Source organism: Cellulomonas sp. SLBN-39 (genome assembly GCF_006715865.1).
Taxonomy (GTDB): Bacteria; Actinomycetota; Actinomycetes; order Actinomycetales; family Cellulomonadaceae; genus Cellulomonas.
In genome coordinates, this window is the sequence record NZ_VFOA01000001.1 from 2,225,414 (window position 1) to 2,251,944 (window position 26,531).

General features: G+C 75.2%; 24 protein-coding genes. 11 read left to right on the forward strand and 13 right to left on the reverse strand.

Annotation, left to right across the window (positions count from 1 at the left end; all coding sequences use genetic code 11):
- Positions 1 to 267: 267 nt before the first annotated feature.
- Positions 268 to 1,047: an SDR family oxidoreductase gene (locus tag FBY24_RS10280; protein ID WP_142160336.1), complete on the forward strand. Its 780-nt coding sequence runs from the start codon at positions 268 to 270 to the stop codon at positions 1,045 to 1,047.
- A gap of 28 nt (positions 1,048 to 1,075) precedes the next feature.
- Positions 1,076 to 1,651, forward strand: coding sequence for an orotate phosphoribosyltransferase (gene pyrE, locus FBY24_RS10285; RefSeq protein ID WP_142160338.1), 576 nt, complete (start codon positions 1,076 to 1,078; stop codon positions 1,649 to 1,651).
- Between the two features lie 36 nt (positions 1,652 to 1,687).
- On the opposite strand, the gene FBY24_RS10290 is transcribed toward pyrE, so the two are convergent.
- The 3 genes from FBY24_RS10290 to FBY24_RS10300 all read right to left on the reverse strand — a co-directional run bounded on the left by FBY24_RS10290 (position 1,688) and on the right by FBY24_RS10300 (position 4,423).
- Positions 1,688 to 2,716, reverse strand: a complete 1,029-nt coding sequence (locus tag FBY24_RS10290) for an AAA family ATPase (protein ID WP_160158489.1) — start codon at positions 2,714 to 2,716, stop codon at positions 1,688 to 1,690.
- 97 nt (positions 2,717 to 2,813) lie between these two features.
- Positions 2,814 to 3,587, reverse strand: coding sequence for an HAD-IIA family hydrolase (locus FBY24_RS10295; protein ID WP_140457617.1), 774 nt, complete (start codon positions 3,585 to 3,587; stop codon positions 2,814 to 2,816).
- Complete coding sequence (locus FBY24_RS10300; protein ID WP_142160342.1) at positions 3,584 to 4,423, reverse strand: VTT domain-containing protein; 840 nt, start codon at positions 4,421 to 4,423, stop codon at positions 3,584 to 3,586. The genes FBY24_RS10295 and FBY24_RS10300 overlap by 4 nt, the downstream gene beginning before the upstream one ends.
- A gap of 99 nt (positions 4,424 to 4,522) precedes the next feature.
- Between FBY24_RS10300 and FBY24_RS10305 the strand changes: the two genes are divergently transcribed.
- From FBY24_RS10305 to fbaA, 3 genes are all read left to right on the forward strand, one after another.
- On the forward strand, positions 4,523 to 5,233 hold the full coding sequence (locus tag FBY24_RS10305) for a TrmH family RNA methyltransferase (protein WP_142160344.1): 711 nt from the start codon (positions 4,523 to 4,525) through the stop codon (positions 5,231 to 5,233).
- Positions 5,234 to 5,649: 416 nt separating this feature from the next.
- A complete protein-coding gene (locus FBY24_RS10310) occupies positions 5,650 to 6,519 on the forward strand; it encodes a hypothetical protein (protein WP_142160346.1) in 870 nt (289 codons plus the stop codon).
- 280 nt (positions 6,520 to 6,799) lie between these two features.
- Positions 6,800 to 7,819, forward strand: a complete 1,020-nt coding sequence (fbaA, locus tag FBY24_RS10315; RefSeq protein WP_142160348.1) for a class II fructose-bisphosphate aldolase — start codon at positions 6,800 to 6,802, stop codon at positions 7,817 to 7,819.
- Between the two features lie 103 nt (positions 7,820 to 7,922).
- Here the strand turns inward: fbaA and FBY24_RS10320 are convergent, their stop codons facing one another.
- Positions 7,923 to 8,351, reverse strand: coding sequence for an STAS domain-containing protein (locus FBY24_RS10320; protein ID WP_370510980.1), 429 nt, complete (start codon positions 8,349 to 8,351; stop codon positions 7,923 to 7,925).
- A gap of 115 nt (positions 8,352 to 8,466) precedes the next feature.
- Here FBY24_RS10320 and FBY24_RS10325 point away from each other — a divergent pair, with 115 nt between their 5' ends.
- The gene (locus FBY24_RS10325) at positions 8,467 to 10,557 is read left to right on the forward strand and encodes a SpoIIE family protein phosphatase (protein WP_255432338.1); all 2,091 of its coding nucleotides are present in this window, start codon (positions 8,467 to 8,469) and stop codon (positions 10,555 to 10,557) included.
- Between the two features lie 23 nt (positions 10,558 to 10,580).
- Here FBY24_RS10325 and FBY24_RS10330 read toward each other — a convergent pair whose 3' ends face one another.
- Positions 10,581 to 10,946, reverse strand: a complete 366-nt coding sequence (locus tag FBY24_RS10330; protein WP_142160352.1) for an STAS domain-containing protein — start codon at positions 10,944 to 10,946, stop codon at positions 10,581 to 10,583.
- A gap of 204 nt (positions 10,947 to 11,150) precedes the next feature.
- Here FBY24_RS10330 and FBY24_RS10335 point away from each other — a divergent pair, with 204 nt between their 5' ends.
- Both FBY24_RS10335 and FBY24_RS10340 read left to right on the forward strand, forming a co-directional pair.
- Positions 11,151 to 11,567 carry a DUF3151 domain-containing protein gene (locus FBY24_RS10335; protein ID WP_142160354.1) on the forward strand — a complete coding sequence of 139 codons (417 nt, stop codon included), beginning with the start codon at positions 11,151 to 11,153 and terminating at the stop codon, positions 11,565 to 11,567.
- A 174-nt stretch (positions 11,568 to 11,741) separates the two neighbouring features.
- Positions 11,742 to 13,028, forward strand: a complete 1,287-nt coding sequence (locus tag FBY24_RS10340) for an adenylosuccinate synthase (RefSeq protein ID WP_142160356.1) — start codon at positions 11,742 to 11,744, stop codon at positions 13,026 to 13,028.
- 27 nt (positions 13,029 to 13,055) lie between these two features.
- Here FBY24_RS10340 and FBY24_RS10345 read toward each other — a convergent pair whose 3' ends face one another.
- A complete protein-coding gene (locus FBY24_RS10345) occupies positions 13,056 to 14,318 on the reverse strand; it encodes an MFS transporter (RefSeq protein WP_142160358.1) in 1,263 nt (420 codons plus the stop codon).
- Between the two features lie 77 nt (positions 14,319 to 14,395).
- On the opposite strand from FBY24_RS10345, the gene FBY24_RS19250 reads away from it, so the two are divergent.
- From FBY24_RS19250 to FBY24_RS10360, 3 genes are all read left to right on the forward strand, one after another.
- Positions 14,396 to 14,998 (forward strand): transcriptional regulator, encoded by a 603-nt coding sequence (locus FBY24_RS19250; RefSeq protein WP_222117233.1) that lies wholly within the window; start codon positions 14,396 to 14,398, stop codon positions 14,996 to 14,998.
- A 50-nt stretch (positions 14,999 to 15,048) separates the two neighbouring features.
- The gene (gene purD / locus FBY24_RS10355) at positions 15,049 to 16,353 is read left to right on the forward strand and encodes a phosphoribosylamine--glycine ligase (protein ID WP_142160360.1); all 1,305 of its coding nucleotides are present in this window, start codon (positions 15,049 to 15,051) and stop codon (positions 16,351 to 16,353) included.
- 167 nt (positions 16,354 to 16,520) lie between these two features.
- The gene (locus FBY24_RS10360; RefSeq protein ID WP_142160362.1) at positions 16,521 to 17,849 is read left to right on the forward strand and encodes an LCP family protein; all 1,329 of its coding nucleotides are present in this window, start codon (positions 16,521 to 16,523) and stop codon (positions 17,847 to 17,849) included.
- 18 nt (positions 17,850 to 17,867) lie between these two features.
- Here FBY24_RS10360 and FBY24_RS10365 read toward each other — a convergent pair whose 3' ends face one another.
- The 7 genes from FBY24_RS10365 to FBY24_RS10395 are packed head-to-tail and all read right to left on the reverse strand — an operon-like array spanning position 17,868 to position 26,470.
- Positions 17,868 to 19,541 carry an ABC transporter ATP-binding protein gene (locus tag FBY24_RS10365; RefSeq protein WP_142160364.1) on the reverse strand — a complete coding sequence of 558 codons (1,674 nt, stop codon included), beginning with the start codon at positions 19,539 to 19,541 and terminating at the stop codon, positions 17,868 to 17,870.
- Positions 19,542 to 19,549: 8 nt separating this feature from the next.
- A complete protein-coding gene (locus FBY24_RS10370; RefSeq protein ID WP_140457603.1) occupies positions 19,550 to 20,107 on the reverse strand; it encodes a GbsR/MarR family transcriptional regulator in 558 nt (185 codons plus the stop codon).
- The gene (locus FBY24_RS10375) at positions 20,104 to 21,597 is read right to left on the reverse strand and encodes a serine hydrolase (RefSeq protein ID WP_142160366.1); all 1,494 of its coding nucleotides are present in this window, start codon (positions 21,595 to 21,597) and stop codon (positions 20,104 to 20,106) included. Before FBY24_RS10375 ends, FBY24_RS10370 begins: the two co-directional genes overlap by 4 nt.
- A 23-nt stretch (positions 21,598 to 21,620) precedes the next feature.
- Positions 21,621 to 22,532, reverse strand: a complete 912-nt coding sequence (locus FBY24_RS10380) for an ABC transporter permease (RefSeq protein WP_142160368.1) — start codon at positions 22,530 to 22,532, stop codon at positions 21,621 to 21,623.
- On the reverse strand, positions 22,525 to 23,457 hold the full coding sequence (locus FBY24_RS10385; RefSeq protein WP_142160370.1) for an ABC transporter permease: 933 nt from the start codon (positions 23,455 to 23,457) through the stop codon (positions 22,525 to 22,527). Before FBY24_RS10385 ends, FBY24_RS10380 begins: the two co-directional genes overlap by 8 nt.
- Positions 23,454 to 24,860, reverse strand: a complete 1,407-nt coding sequence (locus FBY24_RS10390) for a M14 family zinc carboxypeptidase (protein ID WP_142160372.1) — start codon at positions 24,858 to 24,860, stop codon at positions 23,454 to 23,456. Before FBY24_RS10390 ends, FBY24_RS10385 begins: the two co-directional genes overlap by 4 nt.
- Before the next feature lie 5 nt (positions 24,861 to 24,865).
- Positions 24,866 to 26,470 carry an ABC transporter substrate-binding protein gene (locus FBY24_RS10395; RefSeq protein WP_142160374.1) on the reverse strand — a complete coding sequence of 535 codons (1,605 nt, stop codon included), beginning with the start codon at positions 26,468 to 26,470 and terminating at the stop codon, positions 24,866 to 24,868.
- Between the last annotated feature and the right edge of the window lie 61 nt (positions 26,471 to 26,531).

A 26,531-nucleotide genomic window follows, 5' to 3' on the forward strand; every position in this document is an offset into this window, starting at 1 on the left:
GCGGGTCGGACGGACCGTCCCAGGTGTCGGGGACGTCGGGGGCGGCGTCGTGGGGGAGGCGGGGCACGCGCCCACCCTACGAGCCCCGGGCGGGGCCGCGGGCTCGGACCGCCCGGGCGTCGGCACGACCGTGCGCGCCGGCCGCTGCACCGGGGCTGGGGGCGGCTCGGCGCCGGGCCGCTGCTCCACGCGACGCGCACGAGACGTCCCCACCTCGCGGCGTGGACGGGCGGCGCGCGGCCCGCCGAGTTCCGTAGGGTGACGGTCATGGGAACCGCACTGGTCACCGGCGCGAGCGCCGGACTCGGTCTGGAGTTCGCCTGGCAGCTCGCCACGGCCCGGCACGACGTCGTCCTCGTCGCACGCGACGAGGAGCGCCTCACCCGCCTCGCCCGCCAGCTCGAGGCGGCCGCGGGCGTGCGCGCCGAGGTGCTCGTCGCCGACCTGTCCGACCGCGCCGACGTCGAGCGCGTCGCCGAGCGGCTGCGCAGCCCGCAGCGGCCCGTCGGGCTCCTCGTGAACAACGCCGGCTACGGGCTCAACCAGGAGTTCGTCGACGGCGACGTCCACGCCGAGGAGGTCGCCCTCGACGTCATGGTCCGCACCGTCATGGTGCTCTCGCACGCCGCCGCCGGTGCCATGGTCCCGCGCGGGCGCGGCGCGATCCTCAACGTCGGCTCGATCGCCGCCCTCATGGCGTCCGGCACGTACTCCGCGCACAAGGCCTGGGTGCGGACCTTCACGGAGTCCCTCGCGGTCGAGCTGCGCGGCACCGGCGTCACCGCCACGGTCGTGAACCCGGGCTTCACCCACACCGAGTTCCACGAGCGCGGCCGCATCGACATGTCGGCCATGCCGGACGCGGTGTGGCTGAACGCCGAGGACGTCGTCGCCGCCGCGCTCGCCGACGTCCGTCGTGGTGCCGTGATCTCCACGCCCAGCCTGCGCTACAAGGCCGTCTCGGCGATCGCGCGCCTGGCGCCCCGGGGCGCGGTCCGCTCCGTCGGCCGGTACCGCCGCCCGACGGACGAGCCCGTCGCCGACTGAGCCGGCCGGCCTCGCTACCCTGTCGGGCGTGACCACCGACCTGTCGCCCACGCCCCGCGAGCAGCTGCGGGACCTCGTCGTCGAGCTCGCCGTCGTGCGCGGGCGCGTCACCCTCTCGTCCGGGCGGGAGGCCGACTACTACGTCGACCTGCGCCGCGCGACGCTGCACCACCGCGCGGCCCCGCTGATCGGCCACCTCATGCTCGACATGCTCGAGGAGGCCGGTCTGGGCACCGCGGAGATCGACGCCGTCGGCGGCCTCACGCTCGGCGCCGACCCTGTCGCGACGTCGCTGCTGCACGCCGCGGCGTCCCGCGGGCAGGACCTCGACGCGTTCGTCGTCCGCAAGGAGGCCAAGGCGCACGGCATGCAGCGCCGCATCGAGGGCCCGGACGTCGCCGGCCGACGGGTCGTCGTGGTCGAGGACACGTCGACGACGGGCGGCTCGCCGGTCGCGGCCGTCCACGCGGTCCGCGAGGCGGGCGGCGAGGTGCTCGGGGTCGCCACGATCGTCGACCGCGCCACCGGTGCCCGGGAGGTCATCGAGGCCCTCGGGGTGCCGTACCACCACCTCTTCGGGCTCGCCGACCTCGGCCTGGACTGACCCGCGCCGCGCCGGGCGGGACAGCCGTCCGGCGCGTCAGCAGGACGCGTCGGCCAGGTGCGTGGTGCTGGGCGGGTCGAAGGTGCCCGGGTCGCGCAACGACGGCAGCCGGTGCAGCAACGGGTCGACGAGCCCCCGGCGCGGGTCGAGCACACCCGCGCCCACGAGGCGCCGGACCAGCGCGGCGGCCTGCTCCGACGAGATCGTCAGCCGGGCCGCGAGCGCCGCGGGCTCGACGAACCGGCCCGTCGTCGCGCACAGGGTGTCCAGCAGCCGCTCGACCGTGGTGCCCGCCGGCAGCAGGCCGGTCGGGCGCAGGTCCCGCTCCAGCCCGGCGACGAGACGGTCCACGAACGACGCGCTCACGGCACCGGTGTCGCGGTGCTCGGCGATCGCCCGCGGCAGACCGCCGTGGACCAGGAACCGGTCGCGCACGACGGCCGGCGGCACCTGCGGGCACGCCATCAGCAGGTCCGTGAACGACGCGGGCTGCAGCCGCACGACGCGGGCACCGGGCCACGCCTGCACCGCCGTCACGTCGTCCGGCTGCGCGGCCGAGGCGGTGACGACCACCCGGGCGCCCCGCCGCACGGCCCCCAGCACGGGCTCGGTCCAGCCCGGGACGCCCCCGACCTCGTCGACGACGAAGAGCCGCTCGCCGTCGCACGCCGGCGCGCCCGTGCGGGTCGGGCGGCGCAGCACCTCGTCGACGTCCTCCGCGCGCAGGACCGGCCGGTCGGGAGCGGCGACCGAGACGTCCGGCTCCACCGGCACGAGCACGACGGCCCGCGGGTCCACGTCCGGCTCCGCCACGACCCGTGCGACGAGGTCCTTCACGGCGGTCGTCTTGCCCGTCCCGCGCGGCCCGAGGACGAGCGTCAGCGACCCGGCCCGCAGGTCCGCGGGAGCCCCGAGCGCGTCCTGCGCGGTGCGTGCCGCGGGAGCCCACCCGTGCGCGGCGCGCGCGGCCAGCTCGGGGTCGTCGAGCACCCACGACGAGCGGCGGCGGCGCGACCACCACGGGGCGGCCGCGCGCAGCACGGTGGCGAGCTCGGTGTGACGCACGGCACCAGCGTCCGCCCTGGTGGTGGCGGCGGCGCAGGACAAAAGGCCTCGCGCCGGTGAACGACTCGTGCAGGTCCGCCCCGCCCGGGCCGGTGGTTCAGACCAGGTCGACGAGGTCCGCGATGGAGTCGAGCACCGCCGTCGGACGGAATGGGAACCGCTCGACGTCGCCCGCGCGGGTCGACCCCGTCAGCACCAGGTAGGTGCGCAGCCCGGCCTCGATGCCTGCGATCACGTCGGTGTCCATGCGGTCGCCGACCATCACCGTCGTCTCGGAGTGCGCGTCGATGCGGTTGAGCGCCGACCGGATCATCATCGGGTTCGGCTTGCCCACGAAGTACGGCTCACGACCCGTCGCGGCGCGGATCATCGCCGCGACCGCCCCCGTCGCGGGCAGGTCGCCGTCCGCGCTCGGGCCGGTGACGTCGGGGTTCGTCGCGATGAAGCGCGCACCGCCCTGGATCAGCCGGATCGCCTGCGTGATGGCCTCGAACGAGTAGGTGCGCGTCTCGCCCAGCACCACGAAGTCCGGCTTCGCGGCCGTCAGCGTGTAGCCCGCCTCGTACAGCGCCGTCGTCAGTCCCGCCTCGCCGATGACGTACGCGGAGCCGCCCGGCATCTGGTCGGTCAGGAACTGGGCCGTCGCCAGCGCGGACGTCCAGATGGACTCCTCCGGCACGTCGATGCCCGTCGCCGCGAGGCGGGCCCGCAGGTCCCGCGGCGTGAAGATCGAGTTGTTCGTCAGGATGAGGAACGGCCGCCCGGCCGCCCGCAGCGCCTCGACGAAGTCCGCCGCCCCCGGCAGGGCCGTGCCCTCGTGCACGAGCACGCCGTCCATGTCGGACAGCCAGGAGCGGATCTCGCGGGTCACGGGCGCGGCGCCCCGTCCGGCCCGGGAGCGGTGACGGCCGGGAGGGCGGTCGTCGGGGTCTGCGCGTGCCCGAAGACCTCGCGCTCGACCTCGGCCCGCTCCTCCGGCTCGTCGAACGACGGGTCACGCCCGTCGACGGTCGCGCCGGCGGCCTCGGCCCGGCGTGCGCGCCACAGCTCGACGCCGACCGGGATCACCGAGACGAGCACGATGAGGATGAGCAGCGCCTCGATGTTGTCCTTGATGAACGCGACGTTGCCCAGCGCGTAGCCGAGCAGCGTGACGCCCACGCCCCACAGGAGCGCGCCGACCACGTTGTACGAGACGAAGTGCCGGTAGCTCATCTTGCCGACGCCGGCGGCGACCGGGGCGTAGGTGCGCACGAACGGCACGAACCGCGCCACGATGATGGTGCGGCCGCCGTAGCGGTCGAAGTACGCGTACGTCTGGTCGATGTACTTCTGCTTGAAGAAGCGCGAGTCGGGGCGGCTGAAGACCTTCGGGCCGAGCGTGCGACCGATGAGGTAGGCGACCTGGTCGCCCGCGAACGCGGCCGTGAACAGCAGTGCGCACAGCACCCAGATGTTCAGCTGCAGCGAGTCCTGCGCCACGAGCGCCCCGGCCGTGAACAGCAGGGAGTCGCCGGGCAGGAACGGGAAGAGCAGCCCCGTCTCGATGAACACGATCGCGACGATGCCGAAGAGGGCCGCCGTCCCGAACGACTCGATGAGCGTCTCGGGCTGCAGGAAGTCGGGCCCCAGGGCGGGCAGCGGGCCGGCGGCGAGCAGCGGGACGTCGGACGCGAGTGCGGCGGCGAGGGCCGTCGTCGTGAGCATGGCGACCAGCGTACGACCCGGGCCGTGCCCGTCCCGCCCGTTCGTGCGGAAGATCCTGTGGAGGTCGGCCCGGCCCGGCGCGGCTGGGAAGATGCGCGGATGAGCGACCACGAGGCTGACCCGCGCGTCGGCGCCGCGTCGGACGAGGTCGGGGTCGGTCCGTGGCCCGGGGGCCCTGACGCGTGGCCGCGTGCCGAGGGTCCGGGGTCGGCGCTCGACCCCCGGTACGACCCGGAGCTGCTCGCCCTCGGCGACCGGCGCAACGTCGTCGACCGGTACCGGTACTGGACGGTCGAGGCCGTCGTCGCCGACCTCGACACGCGCCGGCACCCGTTCCACGTCGCGATCGAGAACTGGGCCCACGACCTCAACATCGGCTCCGTCGTGCGGACCGCCAACGCCTTCAACGCCGCGGGCGTCCACGTGGTGGGCCGGCGCCGCTGGAACCGGCGGGGGGCGATGGTCACCGACCGGTACCTGCACGTCCACCACCACCCGGACGCCGACGCCCTCGCCGCCTGGGCCTCGACCGCCGGCACCGACGGCGGACGCCTGCCGGTCGTCGGGCTGGACAACGTGCCGGGGTCGGTGCCGATCGAGGGGTACGCCGTGCCGCGCGCGTGCGTCCTGCTGCTCGGCCAGGAGTCCACGGGCCTGTCCGAGCAGGCCCAGGCGGTCTGCGACGTGGTCCTGCACATCACCCAGCACGGCAGCACCCGGTCCCTCAACGCCGGCGCCGCCGCCGCGATCGCCATGCACACCTGGGCCCTCCACCACGCCGCCCCCCCGCTCGCGCACCCCACCCCCTGACCCACCACCTGCGCCCCACCCCCCCGGCCGCTCCGCCCCACGCCGTCCTCCCACCTGCACCGCCGGCCACCCTGCCCACCGGCGTCCCGCCAGCCCTGCCGACCGGCGTCCCGCCACACCCTGCGCACCGGACGCCCGCCGCCTCCTGGCCGTTGAGGGGGCTCTGGCTCGCGGATCCTGCACCCGACGCGTGAGCCAGAGCCCGCTCGGCGCGGGGGCGGCGGGGGGCCGGGCGGGGTCGGGGTGCGGCGGGGCACCGGGGCGTGAGGCGTCCACAGGTGTCGTCACCGAGCGGTGCGTCCCGGGCTGGGGGCGTGCCGGGCGGTCGGGCGGCCCTGGCGCGGGACGGTGCGCGGGTGCGCCGCCATCCTGTTCCTCAGGCCCTGCTCCGGACCGCCCGCCGGCAGGCCGGGCTGGTGTCGGCCGCGCAGTGCGACGCCCTCGGGGTCGACCGGTCGCGGCGCGGCCGGCTGGTCGCCGCGGGCATCTGGGCGCGGGTCGTCGTCGGTGTGCTCGACGTCGCGCCGGTGGACCGTCTGCACCCCGAGGAGCGGCGTCGTCGGGCCGCGTTCACCGGGCTGCTGGCGTACGGGCCGCACGCGGTGGCCGTCGGCTCCGCCGCCCTCGTGCTGCACGGGGTCGCCGGTCTGCCCGTGGCGGTCGTCCCGCAGGTCGCGCTGCCGGGCGCCCCGCACGTGCGGGGCCGAGGGGGCGTCCGGGTGCGGCGCTTCGGCATCGACGGCATCGCGGCGGTGGGCGGCGGCCGTGCCGTGCCGCTGGTCCACGCCCTGGCGCAGGCGGTGCCCGAGCTGCCGAGGGATCACGCGGTGGCGGTCCTGGACGACGTCCTGCGCCGCGGGCTCCTCGACGCGGACGGGCTCGACCGTGCGCGCGGGCTCGCGGTGGGCAGGCGCGGGGCGGCCCGGGCGCGCCGCTGGTGGGACCTCGTCGACGCCCGTGCCGAGTCGCCCCTGGAGACGTTCGCCCGGCTGCAGTGCGTGGACGACGGCGTCCCGCCCGACGTGCTCCAGGTGGCCGTGCGCGGGCCCGGCGGTGCGTTCGTCGCCCGGTGCGACATGGGCTGGCGCACGACGGACGGGCGATGGCTGATCGGGGAGATCGACGGGCGTGAGTTCCACGACGTGGCCGCGGCGCTGCTGCACGACCGTCGCCGCCAGAACGCGATCAGCGCCCTGGGCCACACCGTCCTGCGCTTCACCTCCGCCGACGTCGGCGCACGGACCGTCCCCCGCACCGTCCGCGCCGCCCTCACCCGCCCCCGCTGACCGCCCCGCGGGCCCCACCCGCTTCACCCGCTCCACGTCGTGCCCCCCGCCTCGCCCCCTCCCATCCCGGGATCGCCCGACGTCGAACGGGACCTGGCTCGTGGACCGGCAGCCCCACGCGTGAGCCAGGGCCCGTTCGGCGGGGTGGTGGGTGGCGGGGGAACAGGTGAGGGGGCGGCGGAGGGAGGGGGTGGGCGGGGCGGACGTCCCGGACGCGGGGTGCTGCGGTGGTGGCAGACTCAGGTCGTACCGCATCCGACTACGCGCAGGAGATGCCGCGATGCCTATCGCAACCCCCGAGGTCTACGCCGAGATGATCGACCGGGCGAAGGCCGGCAAGTTCGCCTACCCCGCTGTGAACATCACGTCGTCCCAGACCGTGACCGCCGCCATCCAGGGCTTCGCGGAGGCCGAGTCGGACGGCATCATCCAGGTGTCCGTCGGCGGCGCCGAGTACGCGTCGGGCTCCACGATCAAGAACCGCGTCGCGGGCTCGCTCGCGCTGGCCGCCTACGCCACCGAGGTCGCCAAGCACTACGGCGTCACGATCGCGCTGCACACGGACCACTGCGTCAAGAAGAACCTCGACTCCTGGGTCAAGCCGCTGCTGGCGCTCGAGGCCGAGCAGGTCAAGCGGGGCGAGAACCCGACGTTCCAGTCGCACATGTTCGACGGCTCGGACATCCCGCTGGACGAGAACCTCGTCGTCGCCGCGGAGCTCCTCGAGCTCTCGCAGGCCGCGCGCACGATCCTCGAGATCGAGGTCGGCGTCGTCGGTGGCGAGGAGGACGGCCACGAGGCCGAGATCAACGAGAAGCTCTACACGACGTCCGAGGACGGCCTGGCCACGGTCAAGGCCCTCGGCGCCGGCGAGAAGGGTCGCTACCTGACGGCCCTGACGTTCGGCAACGTGCACGGCGTCTACAAGCCCGGCGCGGTCAAGCTGCGCCCGTCGATCCTCGCCGAGATCCAGAAGACGGTCGGCGACTCGATCGGCAAGGCGAACCCGTTCGACCTGGTCTTCCACGGCGGCTCGGGCTCGACCGCCGAGGAGATCGCCGAGGCTGTCGACAACGGCGTCATCAAGATGAACATCGACACCGACACGCAGTACGCGTTCACGCGCCCGGTCGTCGGCCACATGTTCACCAACTACGACGGCGTCCTGAAGATCGACGGCGAGGTCGGCAACAAGAAGGCGTACGACCCGCGCGCCTGGGGCAAGCTGGCCGAGGCCGGCATGGCCGCGCGCATCGTCGAGGCGTGCCAGCAGCTGCGGTCGGCGGGGCACAAGCTCTGACCTGACCCGTCACGCACGACGGCCCCGGCCCTCCACGCGGAGGTCCGGGGCCGTCTGCCGTCGGGGCCTGCGCGGCCGTCGGCCGCGCAGCGCGGCGGCTGCGTCAGGGCGCGGTCGAGTCGACCGGCTCGAACGGCTCGCTGCTGTCGTCGTCGACGACGTCCAGCAGCTCGCCGATGCGCGTGACCTCGAGGAGGAAGCGCACGGTCGGGGGCACCCGCAGCAGGCGCACGCGGTGCTCGCTGCGGATCGACAGGCGCGCGAGGAACGCGACGCCCGACGAGTCCATGAACGTCACGTGGTGCGCGTCGACCTCGATGGGCAGGCCGCGCTGCTCGGCCTCGCTCGTCGCCTCCTGCAGCTCGGGGCCCAGGTCGGCGTCGACCTCGCCCGAGAGCACGATCCGGGTGCGGTCGGCCCCGACGATCACCTGCACGGCTCCGGGCTCGCCGGCGGCGGGTGCCGCGACGTCGCGCTCCTCCGGGGCGGCCGTGGAGGGGTCCCCGTGGGAGGGGCTGTTACCGTCTCGCACGATGCTCCTTCCGGCACGGGGGAGGGGCTCGCCGGGTGGTCGAGGCGTCCGTCCGTCCGTTCGGCACGGTAGACGATCGGAGGTGGTGGTGGTCAACTCCCACGCGAGGTCGGACGTGTCGTCCGTCGACCGGACCCCCTCCGCCGGGCCGTCCACCGCCCTCCTCGCCCGTGCGCTCGACGCCTCCCCGGTGCCGACGGCCGTGCTCGACGCGGGCGCCGGCCTGCGCGTCGTGTGGTCGAACGCGGCGCTGGACGCGGCGACCGGGTACCGCCCCGGGGACCTCGTCGGCGTGGACGTGCTCGCCGACCCGCGCGTGCGCGTCCCCGACCCGGCCACGCTGCGTGACGCCCTGCGCGGCGGTGCCGCGTTCTCCCCCCGGGTGGTGCTGCGCCGCGCCGACGGCGCGCACGTGCCGTGCGAGGCGCACCTGGCACCGGTGGACGGAACCACCTGGGTCGTCGCGCTGGAGGACCTGCGGGCGCTGCGCAGCGAACGGGCCGAGCACGTCGCGCGCGTCGCCGCCGAGCAGCGTGAGCGCCGTGCCCTCGCCCTGGTCTCCCGGGTCTCGGACCTCGTCATGGACGTCGACGAGCCGCACGCGCTGCGGGAGATCGCGGCGCTGCTGGCCGGCGAGGTCGTCGCGTGGGCGGGGTTCTACCTCGACGACCGGGGGCTCTGGGCGGCCGACGGGCTGGACCCGCGGCGTCCGTCGGTCCGGCCCCGGCCCGCGTCCGTCCACGCGCCCGGCACCGACCCGGTGGGTGGCCTCCTGGCGGGCCGGGTGACCGGGCCGGTCGAGCTCGACCTCGGCGCACCCTGGGCGGCCGGCTCGTCCACCGCCTGGCTGGTCGACCAGCTCGTCGACCGGCTCGCAGGCGTGGGCGGCGGTGCGGCGGGCGGCGCAGCGCCGCTGGTGATCGCCGTCCCCGGCCGGCGGCGCACCGTCGGGCTGCTCGTCGTGCTCCCCCGGGACGACGGCGGGGTGGCCGGGCTCGACGCGCCGACCCGGACGGTGCTCGAGCTGACGGCGCGCCGCGTCGGGCTCTCGGTCGACAACGTGCGGCTCTACGACCGCGAGCACCGTCTGGCCGAGACGCTGCAGCGCTCGATGCTCCCCGAGCAGGGCGAGGTCGACGGGCTCGACGTGTGGACGTACTACTCGCCGAACGCCGACGACGCGCAGGTCGGCGGCGACTGGTACGACGTCCTCCAGCTCGGGCCCGACACCGCCGGTGTGGTCGTCGGCGACGTCGTCGGCCACGACGTCGAGGCCGCGGCGGCGATGGGGCAGCTGCGCTCGGTGGTGCGGTCGTCACTCGTGGACGCCACGGACGCCGGCCGTGCGCTCGACCGCGTCGACCACCTCGTGGCCGGCATGCGCGTGCCGCGCCCCGCCAGCATGGTGCTCTCGGTGCTCGAGCGGACCGCGGGGGCCTGGCGGGCGGGGCTGGCGCGCGCGGGGCACCTGCCGGTGCTGCTCGTGCGGGAGGGGCAGGCGTCGCTGCTGCAGGGCACCGGCGGTCCGCTCGTCGGCTTCGGCGGCGCCGGCAGGTCGGCGGACGTCGTCGACCTCCTGCCCGGTGACGTGCTCGTCTACTACACCGACGGCCTCGTCGAGCGCCGCGACCGCAGCCTGCGCGACGGGCTCGCCGTGCTCGTGGGGGTCGCGGCGCAGGTGACGGCGCGCGACGCCGCGGGGATCGGCGAGGAGCTGCTCGCGCGGCTCGCCGACCACCCCGAGGACGACGTCGCGGTGGTGGTGGTGCGGGTGCCGCACGACCACGACGACCGGCGCACGTGGCCCAGCCCGCGGCAGCGGCGCTGGCGCCTGCCGAGCGAGCCGGCGTCGATCGCGCGGGCCCGCCACGCGGTCCTGCGCACCTGCCAGGCGTGGGACCTGCCCGACGCGGCGAACGCCGAGCTCGTCGTGTCCGAGCTGGTCGCCAACGCCGTGCTGCACGGGTGGGGGCACGTCTCGCTGCAGCTCCACGACACCGGCGACGGCCTGCGCGTCGAGGTCGAGGACGCCAACCCGACGCCGCCGGTGACGACGGACGGGCACCCGGGCCGGGTCGGCGGGTTCGGCATGACGATCGTCGAGCGCCTGGCCGACTGGGGGTGGCGGCCCTCGCGTGCCGGGAAGGTCGTGTGGGCGCGGGTGCGCCCCGGCGCCCTCCCGCGGCCGGGGGCCGACGGCCGCTGACCCCGTCGGCGCAGGGCCCGGGCTCAGGCGGGTGCGGGCGCCTGGTGCGGCTCGCGGACCTCGGCACCGTCGGACTCGCACCGGTGGTCCGCGTCGATGCGGAACAGGTCGAGGGCGCCGCAGATCTCCAGCACGAACAGGTCGCGGTCGGCGGTGCCCCGCAGCACCGTCGCCCCGCCGCGACGCCGGCCCGCGTCGGCGAGCGAGATGAGGAACGCCGCACCTGTCGAGTCCATGAACGTCACCCGGCACATGTCGATGACGAGGAGCTGGCGGCGCAGCCCGACGACCCGCGCGGTCACCTCGGGGAACTGCTCGCGCTCGGCGAGGTCCAGGTCGCCGGCCACGACGAGCGTCGTGGTCGTCGAGGACGTCGAGATCTCGATCATGGGCCGTCCTGTGCTCCGTGACCGACCGTGAGGGAGGGGGAGTGCTGGCGCGGGGACGCCGGGTTGGTCGGCCGTTCGACTGTAACCGTGCACACCCGGGCCCGCACGCCGGGGGAGCGCGTTCACCCGACGGGCGGGACGCGGTGCGACGGCCCGCCGCAGGGCCCCGCCGGGACCGTCGCCGCGGGGTGCGAGACTGCGCGCATGACGCACCACGACCTCCTGGGCGGTCCCGCCCCCACGCTCCTGCCCGCCGACGGCCCCGACGCCACGGTCCGTGCCGCGCTCGCGGCGGACGGCGACGCCCGCTCCGCGGCCCGGGCGACCCCGGCGTCCTCGCTGGCCTGGGCGCTGCTGGCCGAGCAGGAGACGGACGCGGTGGCGGCCTACGCGTACGCGCGGACCGGGTACCACCGCGGTCTGGACGCGCTGCGCCGGGCGGGGTGGCGCGGCCAGGGCCCCGTCCCCGCGTCGCACCAGCCCAACCAGGGGTTCCTGCGGGCGCTGCTGGCGCTCGCCGAGGCCGCGGACGCGATCGGCGAGCAGGAGGAGGCCGAGCGCTGCGCCCGCTTCCTCGTGGACAGCGCGACGTCGGCGGACGAGGTCCGCGCGCTGCGCTGACGGGCTCCGGCCGACCGGTGGGCGGAGCTCCCGGTCCCGGCGGGTGCGGCTCGGGTAACCTGCACCAGGCCCCGGGTCACTGCCGCCCGGGCCCGGGTCACCCGCGCCGCGAGCCCGCTCGCGCCCGTCTGCGGGCGGAGCCGCACCGCAGGGCAGCAGGAAGTGGTGATCCGCATGCCGGCCGTCGTGGTGCTCGGGGCCCAGTGGGGCGACGAGGGCAAGGGCAAGGCGACCGACCAGCTCGGTGAGCGCACCGACGTCGTGGTGAAGTTCAACGGCGGCAACAACGCCGGCCACACCGTGGTGATCGAGGGCGAGAAGTACGCGCTGCACCTGCTGCCGTCCGGCATCCTCACGCCCGGCGTCGTCCCGGTCATCGCCAACGGCGTCGTCGTCGACATCGACGTGCTGTTCGAGGAGATCGACGCGCTCGAGGCCCGCGGCGTCGACACCTCGCGCCTGCTGGTGTCCTCGGCCGCGCATGTCATCGCGCCGTACCACCGCACGCTCGACAAGGTCACCGAGCGGTTCCTCGGCAAGCGCAAGATCGGCACGACCGGGCGCGGCATCGGCCCGACGTACGCGGACAAGATCAACCGCATCGGCATCCGGGTGCAGGACCTGTTCGACGAGAAGATCCTGCGACAGAAGGTCGAGGGTGCCCTCGACCAGAAGAACCACCTGCTGGTGAAGGTCTACAACCGGCGCGCGACGACGGTCGACGAGACGGTGGACGAGCTGCTGCGCCACGCGGAGCGGCTGCGCCCGATGGTCGCGGACACGCCCGTCTACCTCAACCGCGCGCTGGACGAGGGCAAGACGGTCGTGTTCGAGGCGGGTCAGGCCACGATGCTCGACATCGACCACGGCACCTACCCGTTCGTCACGTCCTCGGCGTGCACCGCCGGCGGCGCGTGCACCGGCTCCGGCGTCGGCCCGACGCGGCTCGACCGCGTGGTCGCCGTGGCCAAGGCGTACACGACCCGCGTGGGCGAGGGCCCGTTCCCGACCGAGCTGCTCGACGCCGACGGGGAGTGGCTGCGTCAGGTCGGCGGGGAGTTCGGCACGACGACGGGACGACCGCGCCGCACCGGCTGGTACGACGCGGTCGTGGTGCGGTACGCGTCGCTCGTCAACGGCCTCACCGACCTGGTGGTGACCAAGCTCGACGTGCTCACCGGCCGGGACCGCATCCCCGTCTGCGTGGCCTACGACGTCGACGGGCGCCGGGTGGAGGACATGCCCGTGGACCAGTCGGACTTCCACCACGCCAGGCCCGTGTACGAGTACCTCGACGGCTGGTCGGAGGACATCTCGCAGGCGCGCGACGTCGACGACCTGCCGAAGGCGGCCCAGCGCTACCTGCAGTTCCTCGAGGACGTCTCGGGCACCCGCATCTCGTCGGTCGGCGTGGGCCCGGGCCGCGAGGCCACGATCATCCGCCACGACCTGCTGGCCTGAGCGCCCCGGCCCCGGCCCCGTCCCGCGTCACCGCGCGCCGGGGCCGGGCAGGTCGCGCTGGCGGACCTGGGACGCGAGCGCGCCGACGGCGAGGACGCTGAGCCCGACGGCGCCGAGGAGCGCGGTCGCGAGGCCGGCGCGTCCGGCGACCAGTCCCGCGAGCAGCGCCCCGACGGGCATGAGGCCGTGGACGAGCGTGCGGCCCGCTCCCGCGACGCGGCCCAGCAGGTGCGGGGGCGTGACGCGCTGCCGGACGGTCTCGTTGACGACGTTGCCGACCGCGCTCAGCGCCCCGACGGCGACGAGCGTGCCGGCGACGGCGGCCGGGTGCGGGGCGAGCACCGGGACGAGCAGCAGCATGAACGCCACGCCGTACGCGCCGACCATCGCGCGGACCTCGCCGGTGCGCCGCGCGACCCCGGAGGCGGTGAGCGAACCGGCCACCGCACCGACGGCCAGGCCCACGAGCAGGAGCGGGAACGTCTGCGGCGTCATGCCCACCGGTGAGCCGGGGCCGACGACCCAGAGCGTGAAGACGGTGAAGTAGGCGGTGCTGGCCATGTTGACCACGGCGCCGGCGAGGACGACGGGCCGCAGGACCGGGTGCCGTGCGACGAACCCGAGCCCGGCCCGGGCCTCCTCCCACGCCCGGGCGGCGGCACGGGGTGCCCGGGTGCGCGCGTCGTGGGGCGCTGAGCGGACGGTGCCCCGGACGCCGCGCACCAGCACGACCGCCGCGACGGCGGCGAGCACGGCGGGGGCCCCGAGCGCCCATCCGGTCCCGAGCACCAGCAGCCCCGCGGCGAGCGGCCCGCCGAGGAACGCGTTGGCGACCTGCTGGACCGCGACGAGGCGCCCGTTGGCGACGGGCAGCAGGGTGGGGTCGACGAGCTCGGGGACGAGAGCGGTCGCTGCGAGGTCTGCGAGGACCTCCGTGACGCCGTAGGCGAGGACGACGACGACGAGCAGGGGAAGCGTCAGCCGGCCGGTGACGGCGAGCGTGGTCGCGCCCGCGAGGAGCACGGCGCGAGCGGCGAGCGCGGCGGTCTGGGTGAGGCGTCGGTCGGAGCGGTCCACGACGACGCCCGCGACGAGCCCCAGCACGAGCCACGGCACCCAGGCGGCCGCGGACACCAGCGCGACCTGGCCGGGTGCACGGGTGAGGCCGAGCGCGAGGAGCGGGACCGCGACCTGGACGATGCCGTCGCCGAGGTTGGCCGCGCCGCTGGCGGCGACCAGGGCGTGGAAGCGGGGGCCGAGCCGGGGCGGCGCGGGTGCGGCGGTGCTCATGCGGACCTCGTTAGGGTGGGAGGGAGTCTTTGCAAGGAAGTCTCTGCAAAGTAACGACTGCAAAGGTATCTCTGCACATGGCTGCCGACAACACCCCTGCGCCGACCGACCGGCTCGGCGCCTCCGCGCTCAAGGCCTTCACCCACCCCCTGCGCATGGCCCTGCTCAGCGCGCTGCAGGAGGGCCCCGCCACGGCCACGATGCTGGCCCGGCGCCTCGGGGAGTCCAGCGGGCAGACCAGCTACCACCTGCGCCAGCTCGAGCGGCACGGCCTCGTCGAGGACGACCCCGCGCACGTCGGCGGGCGCGAGCGCTGGTGGCGCGCCGTCGGCTTCACCGTCGACGGCGGCGCGATGCTCGCGGACCCCGCGACCACGACCAACGCCCAGGACCTCGTCGCCTTCGCCGTGGCCGACCAGGCCCGCACGCTGGGGGAGTGGGCGGCGCGGCTCGGCACCGACCACGCCCGACGGGGCCAGGCCGCGCTGAGCGCGACCCTGGACCTGACCGAGGAGGAGGCCGTCGACCTCGTGACCCGCGGCCAGCGCCTGCTCGACGAGGTGTCCGCCGAGGCCGAGGCCCGCGCCGCGGCAGGGGCCACCGGCGACCGGCGGCGCGTGCGGGTCTACTTCAACGTGCTGCCGCTGCCCGCGCCCGGCACCCCCGGCGCCGACACCTGAACGCGGACGTCGGCGGGCGGGATCCGGGGCGGCCGGTACGCTCGACCGCCGTGGAGATCCTCGTCGTCGGCACCGGTGCCCGTGAGCACGCCCTCGTCCGCACGCTGTCCCTCGACCCGGACGTGAGCGGGGTGCACGCAGCCCCCGGCAACCCCGGGATGGCCCGGCAGGCGCAGCTGCACGACGTCGACCCGCTCGACGGTGCCGCGGTGGCCGCGCTCGCGACGTCCCTGGGCGTCGACCTCGTGGTCGTGGGGCCGGAGGCGCCGCTCGTCGCCGGGGTCGCCGACGCCGTGCGCGCCGCGGGGCTCCCCGTGTTCGGCCCGTCGGCGCAGGCCGCGCGCCTCGAGGGCTCCAAGGCGTTCGCCAAGGAGATCATGGCCGCCGCGGGCGTCCCCACCGCCGAGCCGCGCGTCGCGACGACGGTCGACGAGGTCGCCGCAGCCCTCGACACGTTCGGTGCCCCGTACGTCGTCAAGGACGACGGGCTGGCCGCGGGCAAGGGCGTCGTGGTCACGTCCGACCGCGACGAGGCCCTCGCGCACGCGCGTGCCTGCCTGGAGAAGGACGGCGCGGCCGTCGTCGTGGAGGAGTACCTCGACGGCCCCGAGGTCTCGCTCTTCGTGCTCAGCGACGGCACCGACGTGGTGCCGCTCGTGCCCGCGCAGGACTTCAAGCGCGCCTTCGACGGGGACGCCGGGCCCAACACCGGGGGCATGGGCGCGTACTCGCCGCTGCCGTGGGCGCCGGACGACCTCGTCGAGCAGGTCGTCGAGACCGTCGCCCGGCCCACCGTCGCGGAGATGGCGCGCCGCGGCACGCCCTTCGTCGGTGTCCTGTACTGCGGGCTGGCCCTGACCAGCAAGGGGCTGCGCGTCGTGGAGTTCAACGCCCGCTTCGGCGACCCCGAGACGCAGGTGGTGCTCGCGCGGCTCGGCACCCCGCTCGCAGGCGTCCTGCTCGCCGCGGCGACCGGGCGCCTGGGTGAGCTCGAGCCGCTGCACTGGCGTGCGGACTCCGCCGTCACCGTGGTCGTCGCCGCGCACGGGTACCCCGCGGACCCGCGCACGGGTGACCCGATCACGGGCCTGGAGGCCGCCGACACCGCTCCCGGGGTGCACGTGCTGCACGCCGGGACCGCGTGGCGGACCACGGACGCCGCCAGCGTGAACCCCCTCGACGACCCCCTGCTCGTGTCGGCGGGCGGCCGGGTGCTCTCGGTCGTGGGGGTCGGCGAGACGCTCGCGGAGGCGCGCCGCGCCGCGTACGTGGCCGTCGACCAGGTCAACCTCGCGGGCTCGCACCACCGCACCGACATCGCCCTGGCGGCGGCCGAGGAGCAGCAGCCCGTCTGATCGCGGGCGCACCGTGCCCCGGGCGGGGGGTTGTGGTGCACCCCCTGTGAACGTCCGGTGGACCGGGCCCGCGCGGGCCCCCGGCCCGGCACGGTGACGTCCGGGGCCGACGGCCCCGCGTCCCGCGCACGCGGGACGGCGACCGGGAGCGGCAGGGGTGCGCGGGCATGGGCGAGGACGAGCAGCGTCGGCACGACCGACGCCGGGGCGCGCGGACCCCGGCCCACGCCCGGAGCGTCCACGAGCGGCGCTGGCCGCGCGTCGCGGGGCTCGCCCTGGTCGGCGCCCTCGCCGCCGGTGCCTCCGGGGCGGCCGCCCTCGCGTCCCAGGTCGGCACGAACGTCACCACCGTCGGCTCCGTCGCCGACGTCCTCGCCGAGGCGGCGGGCGAGCAGACGGACCAGGCGCCCGACCCGTGGGACGGCCGCGCCGTCGACCTCCTGCTGCTCGGGTCGGACGACCGGTCCGGCGAGAACGCCGCGATCGGCGGCGCCGAGGACGGCATGCGCGCCGACACGACGCTGCTCGCGCACGTCTCCGCGGACCGCACGCGCATCGAGATCACGTCGCTGCCGCGGGACACCCGCGCGCGCATCCCCGCGTGCCCGGTCGACACCGCCGGCGGCCTGTCGAGCCCGCGGGAGGACAAGTTCAACGCGGCCTTCGCGACCGGTGCGCTGTCCGGCGACGTCGGGCTGGCCGCCGCGTGCACGGCCCTCACGGTCCGGGAGATGACCGGTGTCGAGGTCGACGCGTTCATGATCGTGGACTTCGCCGGGTTCCAGGGCATGGTCGACGCCGTCGGCGGCGTCGAGGTGTGCGTCCCCGAGCCCCTCGTCGACGGGCGGTACACGGCGCTGAACCTGCCTGCCGGACGGCACGTGCTGCTGGGCCAGCAGGCGCTGGACTACGTGCGCGCCCGTCACGTCGAGGGCACCGACGGCACCGACCTGTCGCGCATCGAGCGGCAGCAGAACTTCCTCGGTGCGCTCGTCCGCAAGGTCACGGGTTCCGACGTGCTCACGTCCCCGGCGGCGACGCTGTCGTTCGTCGACGCCGCGACGTCCTCGCTCACCGTGTCCTCCGAGCTGTCCGGCTCGCAGGTCATGGGTCTGGTGTGGAGCATGCGCGAGCTGCGCCCGCAGGACGTCACGTTCGTCACCGTGCCGTGGCGGTACGACGCGCAGGGGTGGGTGGAGTGGACGTCGGACGCCGACGTGCTCTGGCAGCGGCTGCTGGCCGACCAGCCGCTCGTCCCGCCTGCGCCGGAGCCCACCGCGACGGCGACCGGTGCACCCGGCGGGCCCGGCGGGGACGGCACGGCGGACGACCCCGTGGACGATGGCACACCGGACGACGGCACGGCGGACGACGGAGCGACCGACGACGGCACCGTGGACGACGGCACGACCGACGGCACCGCCCCGCAGGCCCCGGCTCCTCCGGTCCTCGGCACGACCACGGCGGTCGACACCGACGCGGCCGTCTGCGGCTGACCGCCCCGGCGTCGCAGGTCAGGACGCGGCGGCGAGCCTGCGCTCGCGGCGCACGGCCTGCTCGACCGGGTCGGGCACGGGCGCCGCGTCGAGCAGCCGGCGCGTGTACTCGTCGTTCGGGGCACCCAGCACCTGCGTGCGGTCGCCCGTCTCGACGACCTTGCCGCGGTGCATGACCGCGACCCGGTCGGCGAGCGCGTCGACGACCGCGAGGTCGTGGCTGATGAACAGGCACGCGAAGCGCAGCCGCTGCTGCACCTCGCGCAGCAGGTCCAGCACGGTGGCCTGCACCGAGACGTCGAGCGCGGACGTGGGCTCGTCGGCGATGAGCAGGTCCGGCCCGAGCGCGACGGCGCGGGCGATCGCGACGCGCTGGCGCTGCCCGCCGGACAGCTCGTGCGGGTACCGCGACGCCCACGCGGCCGGCAGCTCCACCTGCTCGAGCAGCTCGCCGACCCGTCGCTCCAGGGCGGCCCCGCGCACGCCTGCGTGCACGCGCAGCGGCTCGCCGACGGACTGCCCGACGGTGTACCGCGGGTTCATGGATCCGCCGGGGTGCTGGAACACCACGCCGATGCGGGTGCGGGCCTGCCGCACGGCCCGGCGCGTGCTCTGCCCGAGCCGCACGCCGACGACGTCGACGACGCCGGACGTCAACGGGGCGAGCCCCAGGGCGCAGCGGCCGAGCGTGGACTTGCCGGACCCGGACTCGCCGACGAGGGCGAGCATCTCACCGGGCTGCACGTGCAGGGTCACGCCGTCGACGGCCCGCACGGTGCGGCCGCGCCGGTTGCGGTACTCCACGACGAGGTCCTCGACGGACAGCACGGGCCGCTCGCGGGCGTCGACGCCGGAGGCGCGGTCGGCCGCACCGATGCGGGGCACGGCGCCGAGCAGCTCACGGGTGTAGGCGGCGGCGGGCGCGCCGAACAGGTCGTGCACGGGCGCCTCCTCGACGGCCTCGCCGTGCCGCATCACCACGACCCGGTCCGCGAGGTCCGCGACGACGCCCATGTCGTGCGTGATGAGCACGATCGCGGCGGACGTGCGGGCCCGCAGGCGCCGCAGGACGTCGAGGACCTCCTGCTGGACGGTCACGTCGAGGGCCGTGGTGGGCTCGTCGGCGACGAGCACCTCGGGGTCGCACGCGAGGGCCATCGCGATCATCACGCGCTGGCACTGCCCGCCGGACATCTGGTGCGGGTAGAACCGCAGCCGGTCCTCCGGGTCGGGCAGGTCGACCATGCGCAGCAGCTCGACGCAGCGGGCGCGGCGGGCGTCGCGGTCGAGGTCGGTGTGCCGGCGCAGCATCTCGTCGAGCTGGTAGCCGACCGTGAACACGGGGTCGAGGGCCCCCGTGGCGTCCTGGAACACCATCGCGATCCGGCGCCCCCGCACCTCGCCGAGGTCGGTCGCGGGGTCGAGCAGGTCCACGTCGCCCAGCATCGCGGACCCCTGCACGCGGGCCGTGCGGGGCAGCAGCCCGAGCAGGGCCATCGACGACACCGACTTGCCCGAGCCGGACTCCCCGACGACCGCGAGCACCTCGCCGGCGTGCACGTCGTAGGACAGGCCGCGCACGGCGTGCACGTCGGGGGTGCGGCCCCCGTCGACGGTGAACACGACGTCGAGGTCGCGCACGCGGAGCACGGGTGCGGCGGGGCGGGCGGGGGGAGTCGCGGTGGTCTGCACGGGGGTCCTCAGGGGGTCGGGTGGTCGGGGTAGAGCGGACCGGTCGGGGCGAGGCTCGGGTCGGCGGCGACGGCGTCGCGGTACGCCTGCCAGTCGGCGAGCATCTTGCGGTGGTAGCCCGCGAGCCAGTGCATGTAGTTGCGGGCGTTGGTCAGGCGTCGCTGGGGCCCGTCGGCGTCGTCGTCGACCGCGGCGAAGCCGAGCGCGATGGCCTCGGACAGGCGCACGAGGTACCCGCGCTCGCCGGCGAGGAAGCCGCCCCAGATGTCGTCCTCGACCTTGAAGTAGTGGTTGCGGTCGCCCGGCACGACGTGCCGCTTGACGAACCCGACGTCGACGAGGGCCCGGCACGCGGTGGACACCGCGCCGGCGCTGGCGCGCAGCAGGCGGGCGATCTGCTGCGACGACAGGTACGGGGCGTCGGTGATCATCAGCAGCCCGACGATGCGTCCTTCCATGCGGGGGCTGCTGGCGCTCTCCCAGACGAGGCCGAACTGCTCGACGAAGGTCGAGGCGGCCTCGTCGAGCGCGTCGGGCACGGGCACGGCGGTGTGCTGTTCTGTCACGGGCCAACCCTAGGGTCGCCGACCCGCGTCATCGCGGGCCGTCGGGCGAGGAACTCCTCGACGGGCCACGCGGTCATGCCGCCGATGCGCACCGAGGTCAGGGCGTCGTCGGGGCCCCGCTCGAGGTGCACGACCTCGCCCGCGGGGCCGAAGCTCGTGCGCGCGGGCAGCCGCAGCCGCAGGGCGTCGAGCACCTCGAGCTCCTCGAGGCTCGCGCGCGGGTCGGGCAGCGTGGGGCGGACGAGCACGAGCCGGTCGCCGAGGACCACGAGGTCCTGCAGCCCCCACAGGGCGGCGAAGCGTCCGGCGAACGCGTCGAGCGGCGGCACGTCCGCGGGGCGCGGCGGGACGGTCGACGGCGCCAGGGCCGTGTCGACCAGCCCGAGCAGGCCGACGGCGATCTGCTCGGCCGGCCCGTCGACGGCGTTGGTCAGCACCGTGACGACGAGCCGGTCCTTCGGGTCGACGTAGGTGCGCGTGATGTGGCCGGGGTAGCCGCCGGAGTGCCCCACGAGGTCGCGCGCGCCGATGGTGCGGACCTCCATGCCGACGCCGTAGCGGCCCTGCTCGGTGCCGTCGTGCGTGACGACCGACTCCAGCCGCTGCATGAGCCGCTTGGAGCCGTCGCTGATCAGCCGCTCGTCGCCGAAGCAGTGGGCGTCGCCGTACGCGGACAGCTCGGCGGCGGTGGAGTAGAAGCCCGTCGCGGCGGCCAGCGCGCGGGTGTCGACGTGCTCGACGGTCAGGCGCTGGGACTCGCCCGGCAGCAGCCCGGTGTGCCCGGCGGCGTACTCGTCGGCACGGGACGGGTCGAGCTCGGCGCCGGTCCGGGTCAGGCCCAGCGGTGCGACCACGTGCTCGTGGACGTAGTCGGCGTACGGCTGCCCCGAGGCGGCCTCGACCACGAGCCCGAGCAGCCCGTAGCCGATGTTGGAGTACTTGAAGTGCTCGTTGCGGCCGAGCACCGCACCCTCCTCGCGGGCGACGGCGAGCAGCCGCTCCCGGTCGGGGAACGCGTACTCCAGCTGCCAGAAGTCGGCGTGCACGCCGTCGCGCACCACGCCGGCCTGGTGGCCGAGCAGCTCGCGCACCGTCGCGGCGCCGACCTCGGTGTCCGCGAGCTCGGGCACGTGCTGGGCGAGCGGGTCGTCGAGCCGCAGCCGCCCCGCCTCGAGCAGCTGCATGACGGCGGTGCCGGTGAACGTCTTGGAGTGCGACGCGATGCGGAAGAGGTGGTCGGTGCGCAGCGGCTCGCCGGTCGTGACGTCGGCGACGCCCACGGCGAGGTCGAGCACGAGCTCCCCGCCGGAGCGGACCGCGACCTGCACGCCGGGCACGCGCAGGTGCGCGGCCTGGGTGGCGACCCACTGCGCGAGGTAGCCGGCGGCCGACCGGATCGTCGCCGTGCGCGTCGCGAGGTCGTCGCCGCCCGGGGTGGCGGGCGTCGGGGCGGCCTCGGGGGCGACGGGGTGGTCGGCGGTCGTGCTCATGGCGGTGGTGCCTCTCTGGTGGGTCAGCGGCCCTGCGGGTCGAGGGTGTCGCGCAGCACGTCGCCGAGCGTCACCATCGCCAGCACGGTCACGGTGAGGAACAGGCTGGGGAAGACCAGCATGTGGGGTGCGGTCTGGAAGTGGGACTGCGCGCTGGCCAGCTGCAGGCCCCACGAGATGGACGGCGCCCGCAGGCCGAGGCCGAGGAACGTCAGGGTCGCCTCGGCGACGATGACGCCGCCGACCATGGTCGCGACGACGGCGACCACGGGGCCGACGGCGTTGGGCAGCACGTAGCGCAGCAGGATCCGGTGCGTGGGCAGGCCCATGGCGTGCGCGGCCTCGACGTGCTCGGCGTGGCGGACGGTGCGCACGGAGGTCCGCACGAGCCGGGCCAGGCCGGGCCAGGAGAACAGGGCCAGCACGAGCGCGACCGTGACGGCCGATCGGGTGCCGACGCTGGTGAGCACGACGACGGCGCCCAGCAGGAACGGGAAGCCGAGGAACACGTCGGTCAGCCGGGACACGAGCCGGTCGGCCCAGCCGCCGCAGTAGCCCGCGAGGGTGCCCAGCGCGAGGGCGACGGCGAGCGCCACGGCCGTGCACAGCAGCCCGACGACGAGGGAGTTCCGGGTGCCGTGCACGACGTTGGCGTACACGTCGCAGCCCTGCAGGTCGGTGCCGAACACGTGCGCGGCGCTGGGCGGCTGCGCGCTGAGCGTCAGGTCGCAGGCGCGCGGGTCGGGCTGGCCGAACCAGCCGGCGATCCACCCGGGGGCTGCCGCGACCAGTGTGATCGCGGCCAGCACGACGGCGCACGCCCAGAACAGCGGGCGGCGGCGCAGGGTGCGCCACACGCCGCGCCGCACGAGCGTCGCGGCGGGCTCCGCGGCGGCGGGGGTCGTGGCGAGGGCGGTGGTCGTGGGTTCAGGCATGACGGATCCTCGGGTCGAGCAGGGAGTGCGCGACGTCGACCAGCGCGTTCGTCACCAGGAAGATGACGATGAGCAGGGTCGAGATGCCCACGACGGTGGGTCCCTCGTGGGCGCGGACGGCCTGGAACAGCAGCTGGCCGACGCCCGGCAGGTTGAAGATGCCCTCGATGATCACGGTGCCGCCGAGCAGCACGCCGACGTCCACGGCGAGGATCGTCAGCACGGGGATCGCGGAGTTGCGGACCACGTGGACGCCGACGATCTGCCGCGGCCGCAGGCCCTTGGCGCGCAGGGTCCGCACGAAGTCCGAGTGCAGCGTGTCGATCACCGACCCGCGCATGAGGCGGGCGATCGACGCGAGCCCGAACATCGCGATGCACAGCGCGGGCAGCAGGTAGGCCGTGGGCCATCCCGCCGTGGTGCCCGCGACGGGGAACCAGCCCAGCCGCACGCTCAGCACGAGCTGGGCCGAGACCGCGACGACGAACACCGGCACGGACGTGGCGAGGATCGTGCCCGAGAGCACCACGCGGTCGGCCGCGCGGCCCTGCCGCAGCCCGGCCCACAGGCCGAGCGCGACGCCGACGACGACCTCGATCGCCCACGCCGTCAGGGCGAGCGTGATCGTCACCGGCCAGCGGTTGGCCATCTTGTCGGCGACGGACTGGCCGGTGAACGTGGTGCCGAGGTCGCCCTGCAGCACCCCGGTCAGCCAGTACAGGTACTGCCGCCACACGGGCTCGTCGAGGTGGAACTGCTCGCGCAGCTGCGCCACGACGTTGGCCGGCAGCGGCCGGTCGCCGCCGAGCGCCGCGATCGGGTCGCCCGGCAGCGCGAACACCATCGCGTGGATGATGAACGAGACGCCGACGAAGACGAGGACGAGCTCGACGAGGCGGCGGGCGACGAGCCCGGCGACCTTCATGGCCGGCCCTCCGCCCCGTCGCGGGCGGCCAGTGCGAACGACGCCGCGAACGTGGCCCCGAGCTGCACGCCGACGAGGTGCTCGACGGGCAGGACCTGCAGGCCCTGCACGGCGGCGGCCTCGGCGGTCCACGCCTCCCACAGCCGGAGCATCCGCCCGTGCGCGGCGCGGGTGCGTGCCGTGGCGACGCCGGCCGTGACCTCGGCCCCGAGCGCCCGCAGCAGCATGCCGCCGTACCGCAGCCGGAAGCACCGCACGACGTCCTCGTTGCCGAAGACCTCCGCGACGGTCGCGGGCCGGTCGCACCCGGGCAGGTCGGCCCGGGTGCGCTCGTGCTCGGCGTTGCGGCCGAGGAACGGGACGAACGCCTGCGACGCCCGCAGGAACGGCGAGCGGATCGTCGCCGCGGCGCCCGCGTCGTCGAGGATCTCGCCGAGCGCTGCGGCGGTCGCGGCGAGGCCGTCGGCCTTGGTGCGCAGCACGTCGGCGTACACGGCGGTCGTCGGGGTGTCGTCGCCGGCCGCGGGGTGCGACCAGTAGGGCAGCTCCGCGACCAGGCTGAACGTGCCGTGCCGGGCCGCGTAGGCGCTGGACGAGTCGCCGGACATGAGCGGCCCGGGGTCGACGCCGAGGGTCTCGAGGTACGCGTACTCGTCGGCGACGGACCCGGTGAGGTACACCGCGGGTGCGACCTGCGTGAGCGCGGGGGACTCCGGCTCGCCGGTCTCCAGCGGCAGGCCGAACGACGCGGGCACGGCGTGCAGGGCGTCGACGAGGCCGGGCAGCACGGAGCTGAGGTAGTAGTAGACGCCGCCCATCTCCGCGTTGTGCAGCGACACCATGAGCTGGGGGCGGACCTCGTCGATGACCCGCATGAGTGCGAGCGTCTCGGGCATGACCCGGTCGAACCACAGGTCCTTCCACGCGAACGGGAACGTCCACTCGACCTGCTCGTCCGGCGCGGGCCGGTAGAAGCCCCGCGCGTAGTGCACGCGGTCCGCAGGCTCGGCGTACCAGCCCTCGTTGAGCCGGGTGCCGTCGGGGTCGATGCACGGCACGAGGTGCCACGTCGCGTCGTGCGCGGCCCGCAGGTCGGCGTCCGTGCACAGCTGCTCGGCCAGGTGCTGCAGGGTGCGGAACCCGATGGGCTCGTTGGGGTGCACGCCGGCGAACATCAGGTGCCGGCGCGGGCCGTCGCCGATCGAGTACATCCAGATCGGCTCGTCGAGCCGGGACGTGCCGATGCGGGTGCGCCGCACCAGGTCGGGGTGCCGGTCGGCCAGCGCGTCGAACGACGCGACGAGCTGGTCGACGGTCGGGAAGTCGTGCAGGGGGCCCACCCGGTGGGCCCGCTCGAGGACGTCCTCGAGCGAGCCCACCCGGTGCTGGTCGGTGGAGCTCATCCGCGTCAGGCGCCCTCGGCCAGGACGGTCTGCGCGAAGTCCGGGTTGCCCGCGGCCGAGGTCTTCAGCTCGGCGACGCGCTCGGACACCACGTAGGAGTACGCCTCCCAGAACAGCGGCGGCGCGGGGAACTCCTCCTGGATCCGCTCCTGGACCTTGGCGTAGCCCTCGGCGGCGCCGTCGGCGTCGACCGTGGCGTCGGCCTCGGCGATCAGGTCGGCGACCTCCGGGTCGTACCAGGGGATGCAGTTGGTGCAGCCGCCGTTCTCGACGAAGAACACGCGCAGGGTGTTCTGCTGGCTCGGGTACAGGGCGCCCCAGCGGGAGAAGAACGGTCCCGGCGCCTCGCCGGCCAGGCGGGTCTCGTAGAACTCGGCCCAGTCGGTCGACGGGGTCGCGACCGCCTCGATGCCGAGGTTCTGGCGGATGTTGTTCGCGATGGCCTTGTAGAGCTCGTCGAGGCCGACGCCGCCGGGGTAGTAGATCTCCATGTCGCCGTCGAAGCCGCCGGCCTCGTCGAGCAGGGCCTTCGCGGCGTCGGGGTCGTACTCGCAGTACTCGCCGCAGATGCCCTCGGGGGTGCCGGGCTCGATCGCCGGGGTCCAGGCGGTGGCCGGGGTGTACAGGCCGCCGTAGATGACGTCGTTGATGGTCTCGCGGTCGATGGCCATGGACAGGGCCTGGCGCACCCGCACGTCCTGGTAGCGCTCGTCCTGCAGCGGCAGGCCGAGGAACGAGATGCCGGGGGCCTCGAACGAGTAGACGCGGTCGCCGAAGTCGGTGGCGGCCTGGGTCATCTTGTCGGCGGGCAGGCTCGCGATGTCGAGGTTGCCGGCCAGGACGTCGGTGTACGCGGTCGCGGTGTCGGTGTACGGGACGAAGGAGATCTCCGAGACCGTCGGCGCCTCGCCCTGGTAGTCCTCGTACGCGGTGACCACGAGGGGCTCGCCCTCGGCGTAGTCCTCCGTCAGCGCGAACGCACCGTTGCCGACGGGGTGCGTGTTGTAGGCCTCCAGGTCGTCGGCCGCGCCCTCCGGCATCGGGAACATCGCGGTCTGCGCCTGCGAGACCTGCATCGGGAACTGGCTGTCGGGGCCGACCAGCTCGACCGTGAAGGTCAGGTCGTCGACCACCGTCAGGCCCGACATCTCGGTGGTCTCCGGCTCGCCCTCGGCGGGGTTGAGGTCCGCGTAGCCGACGACGTTGGCCAGCTGGCCGCTGTTCTCGAACGCGTTCGGGCCGTAGGCGACCGTGTTCCAGGCGTCGACGTAGCTCTGCGCGGTGACGGGCGTCCCGTCGTGGAACGTCCAGCCGTCCTTGAGCGTGATGGTCCAGGTGGTCGCGTCGTCGGACTCGATCTGCTCGGCCTGCACGTAGGTGAGGGTCGACTCGTCGTCGATGTACGTCAGGGGCGCCCAGACGGCCATCGCGAAGTCGTAGGCGACGGTCTGGCGGCCGGGGATGAGCTGGCCGGGGTCGGTGACGCCGACGCTGATGGCGCCGCCGGTGGTGGGGGCGTCGGTCGAGGCGGTCTCGCCGCCGCCGCTGCAGGCGGTGAGGGTGAGCGCTGCGGCGATGACGCCGGCGGTGATGCGCAGGGTGGGTCTCACGGGGTCGTCCTCCGTCGTGAGGCCGCGCCGACGGCAGGGGAGGACGTCGGCGCGGTGCGGG

Excerpts from the sequence above, each read along its gene's own strand:
- FBY24_RS10280 (WP_142160336.1), top strand. The coding sequence starts at position 268 with ATGGGAACCGCACTGGTCACCGGCGCGAGCGCCGGACTCGGTCTGGAG.
- FBY24_RS10300 (WP_142160342.1), bottom strand. The coding sequence starts at position 4,423 with ATGCTCACGACGACGGCCCTCGCCGCCGCACTCGCGTCCGACGTCCCG.
- FBY24_RS10305 (WP_142160344.1), top strand. The coding sequence starts at position 4,523 with ATGAGCGACCACGAGGCTGACCCGCGCGTCGGCGCCGCGTCGGACGAG.
- fbaA (WP_142160348.1), top strand. The coding sequence starts at position 6,800 with ATGCCTATCGCAACCCCCGAGGTCTACGCCGAGATGATCGACCGGGCG.
- FBY24_RS10330 (WP_142160352.1), bottom strand. The coding sequence starts at position 10,946 with ATGATCGAGATCTCGACGTCCTCGACGACCACGACGCTCGTCGTGGCC.
- FBY24_RS10335 (WP_142160354.1), top strand. The coding sequence starts at position 11,151 with ATGACGCACCACGACCTCCTGGGCGGTCCCGCCCCCACGCTCCTGCCC.
- FBY24_RS10340 (WP_142160356.1), top strand. The coding sequence starts at position 11,742 with ATGCCGGCCGTCGTGGTGCTCGGGGCCCAGTGGGGCGACGAGGGCAAG.
- FBY24_RS10345 (WP_142160358.1), bottom strand. The coding sequence starts at position 14,318 with ATGAGCACCGCCGCACCCGCGCCGCCCCGGCTCGGCCCCCGCTTCCAC.
- FBY24_RS19250 (WP_222117233.1), top strand. The coding sequence starts at position 14,396 with ATGGCTGCCGACAACACCCCTGCGCCGACCGACCGGCTCGGCGCCTCC.
- FBY24_RS10360 (WP_142160362.1), top strand. The coding sequence starts at position 16,521 with ATGGGCGAGGACGAGCAGCGTCGGCACGACCGACGCCGGGGCGCGCGG.
- FBY24_RS10375 (WP_142160366.1), bottom strand. The coding sequence starts at position 21,597 with ATGAGCACGACCGCCGACCACCCCGTCGCCCCCGAGGCCGCCCCGACG.
- FBY24_RS10380 (WP_142160368.1), bottom strand. The coding sequence starts at position 22,532 with ATGCCTGAACCCACGACCACCGCCCTCGCCACGACCCCCGCCGCCGCG.
- FBY24_RS10385 (WP_142160370.1), bottom strand. The coding sequence starts at position 23,457 with ATGAAGGTCGCCGGGCTCGTCGCCCGCCGCCTCGTCGAGCTCGTCCTC.
- FBY24_RS10390 (WP_142160372.1), bottom strand. The coding sequence starts at position 24,860 with ATGAGCTCCACCGACCAGCACCGGGTGGGCTCGCTCGAGGACGTCCTC.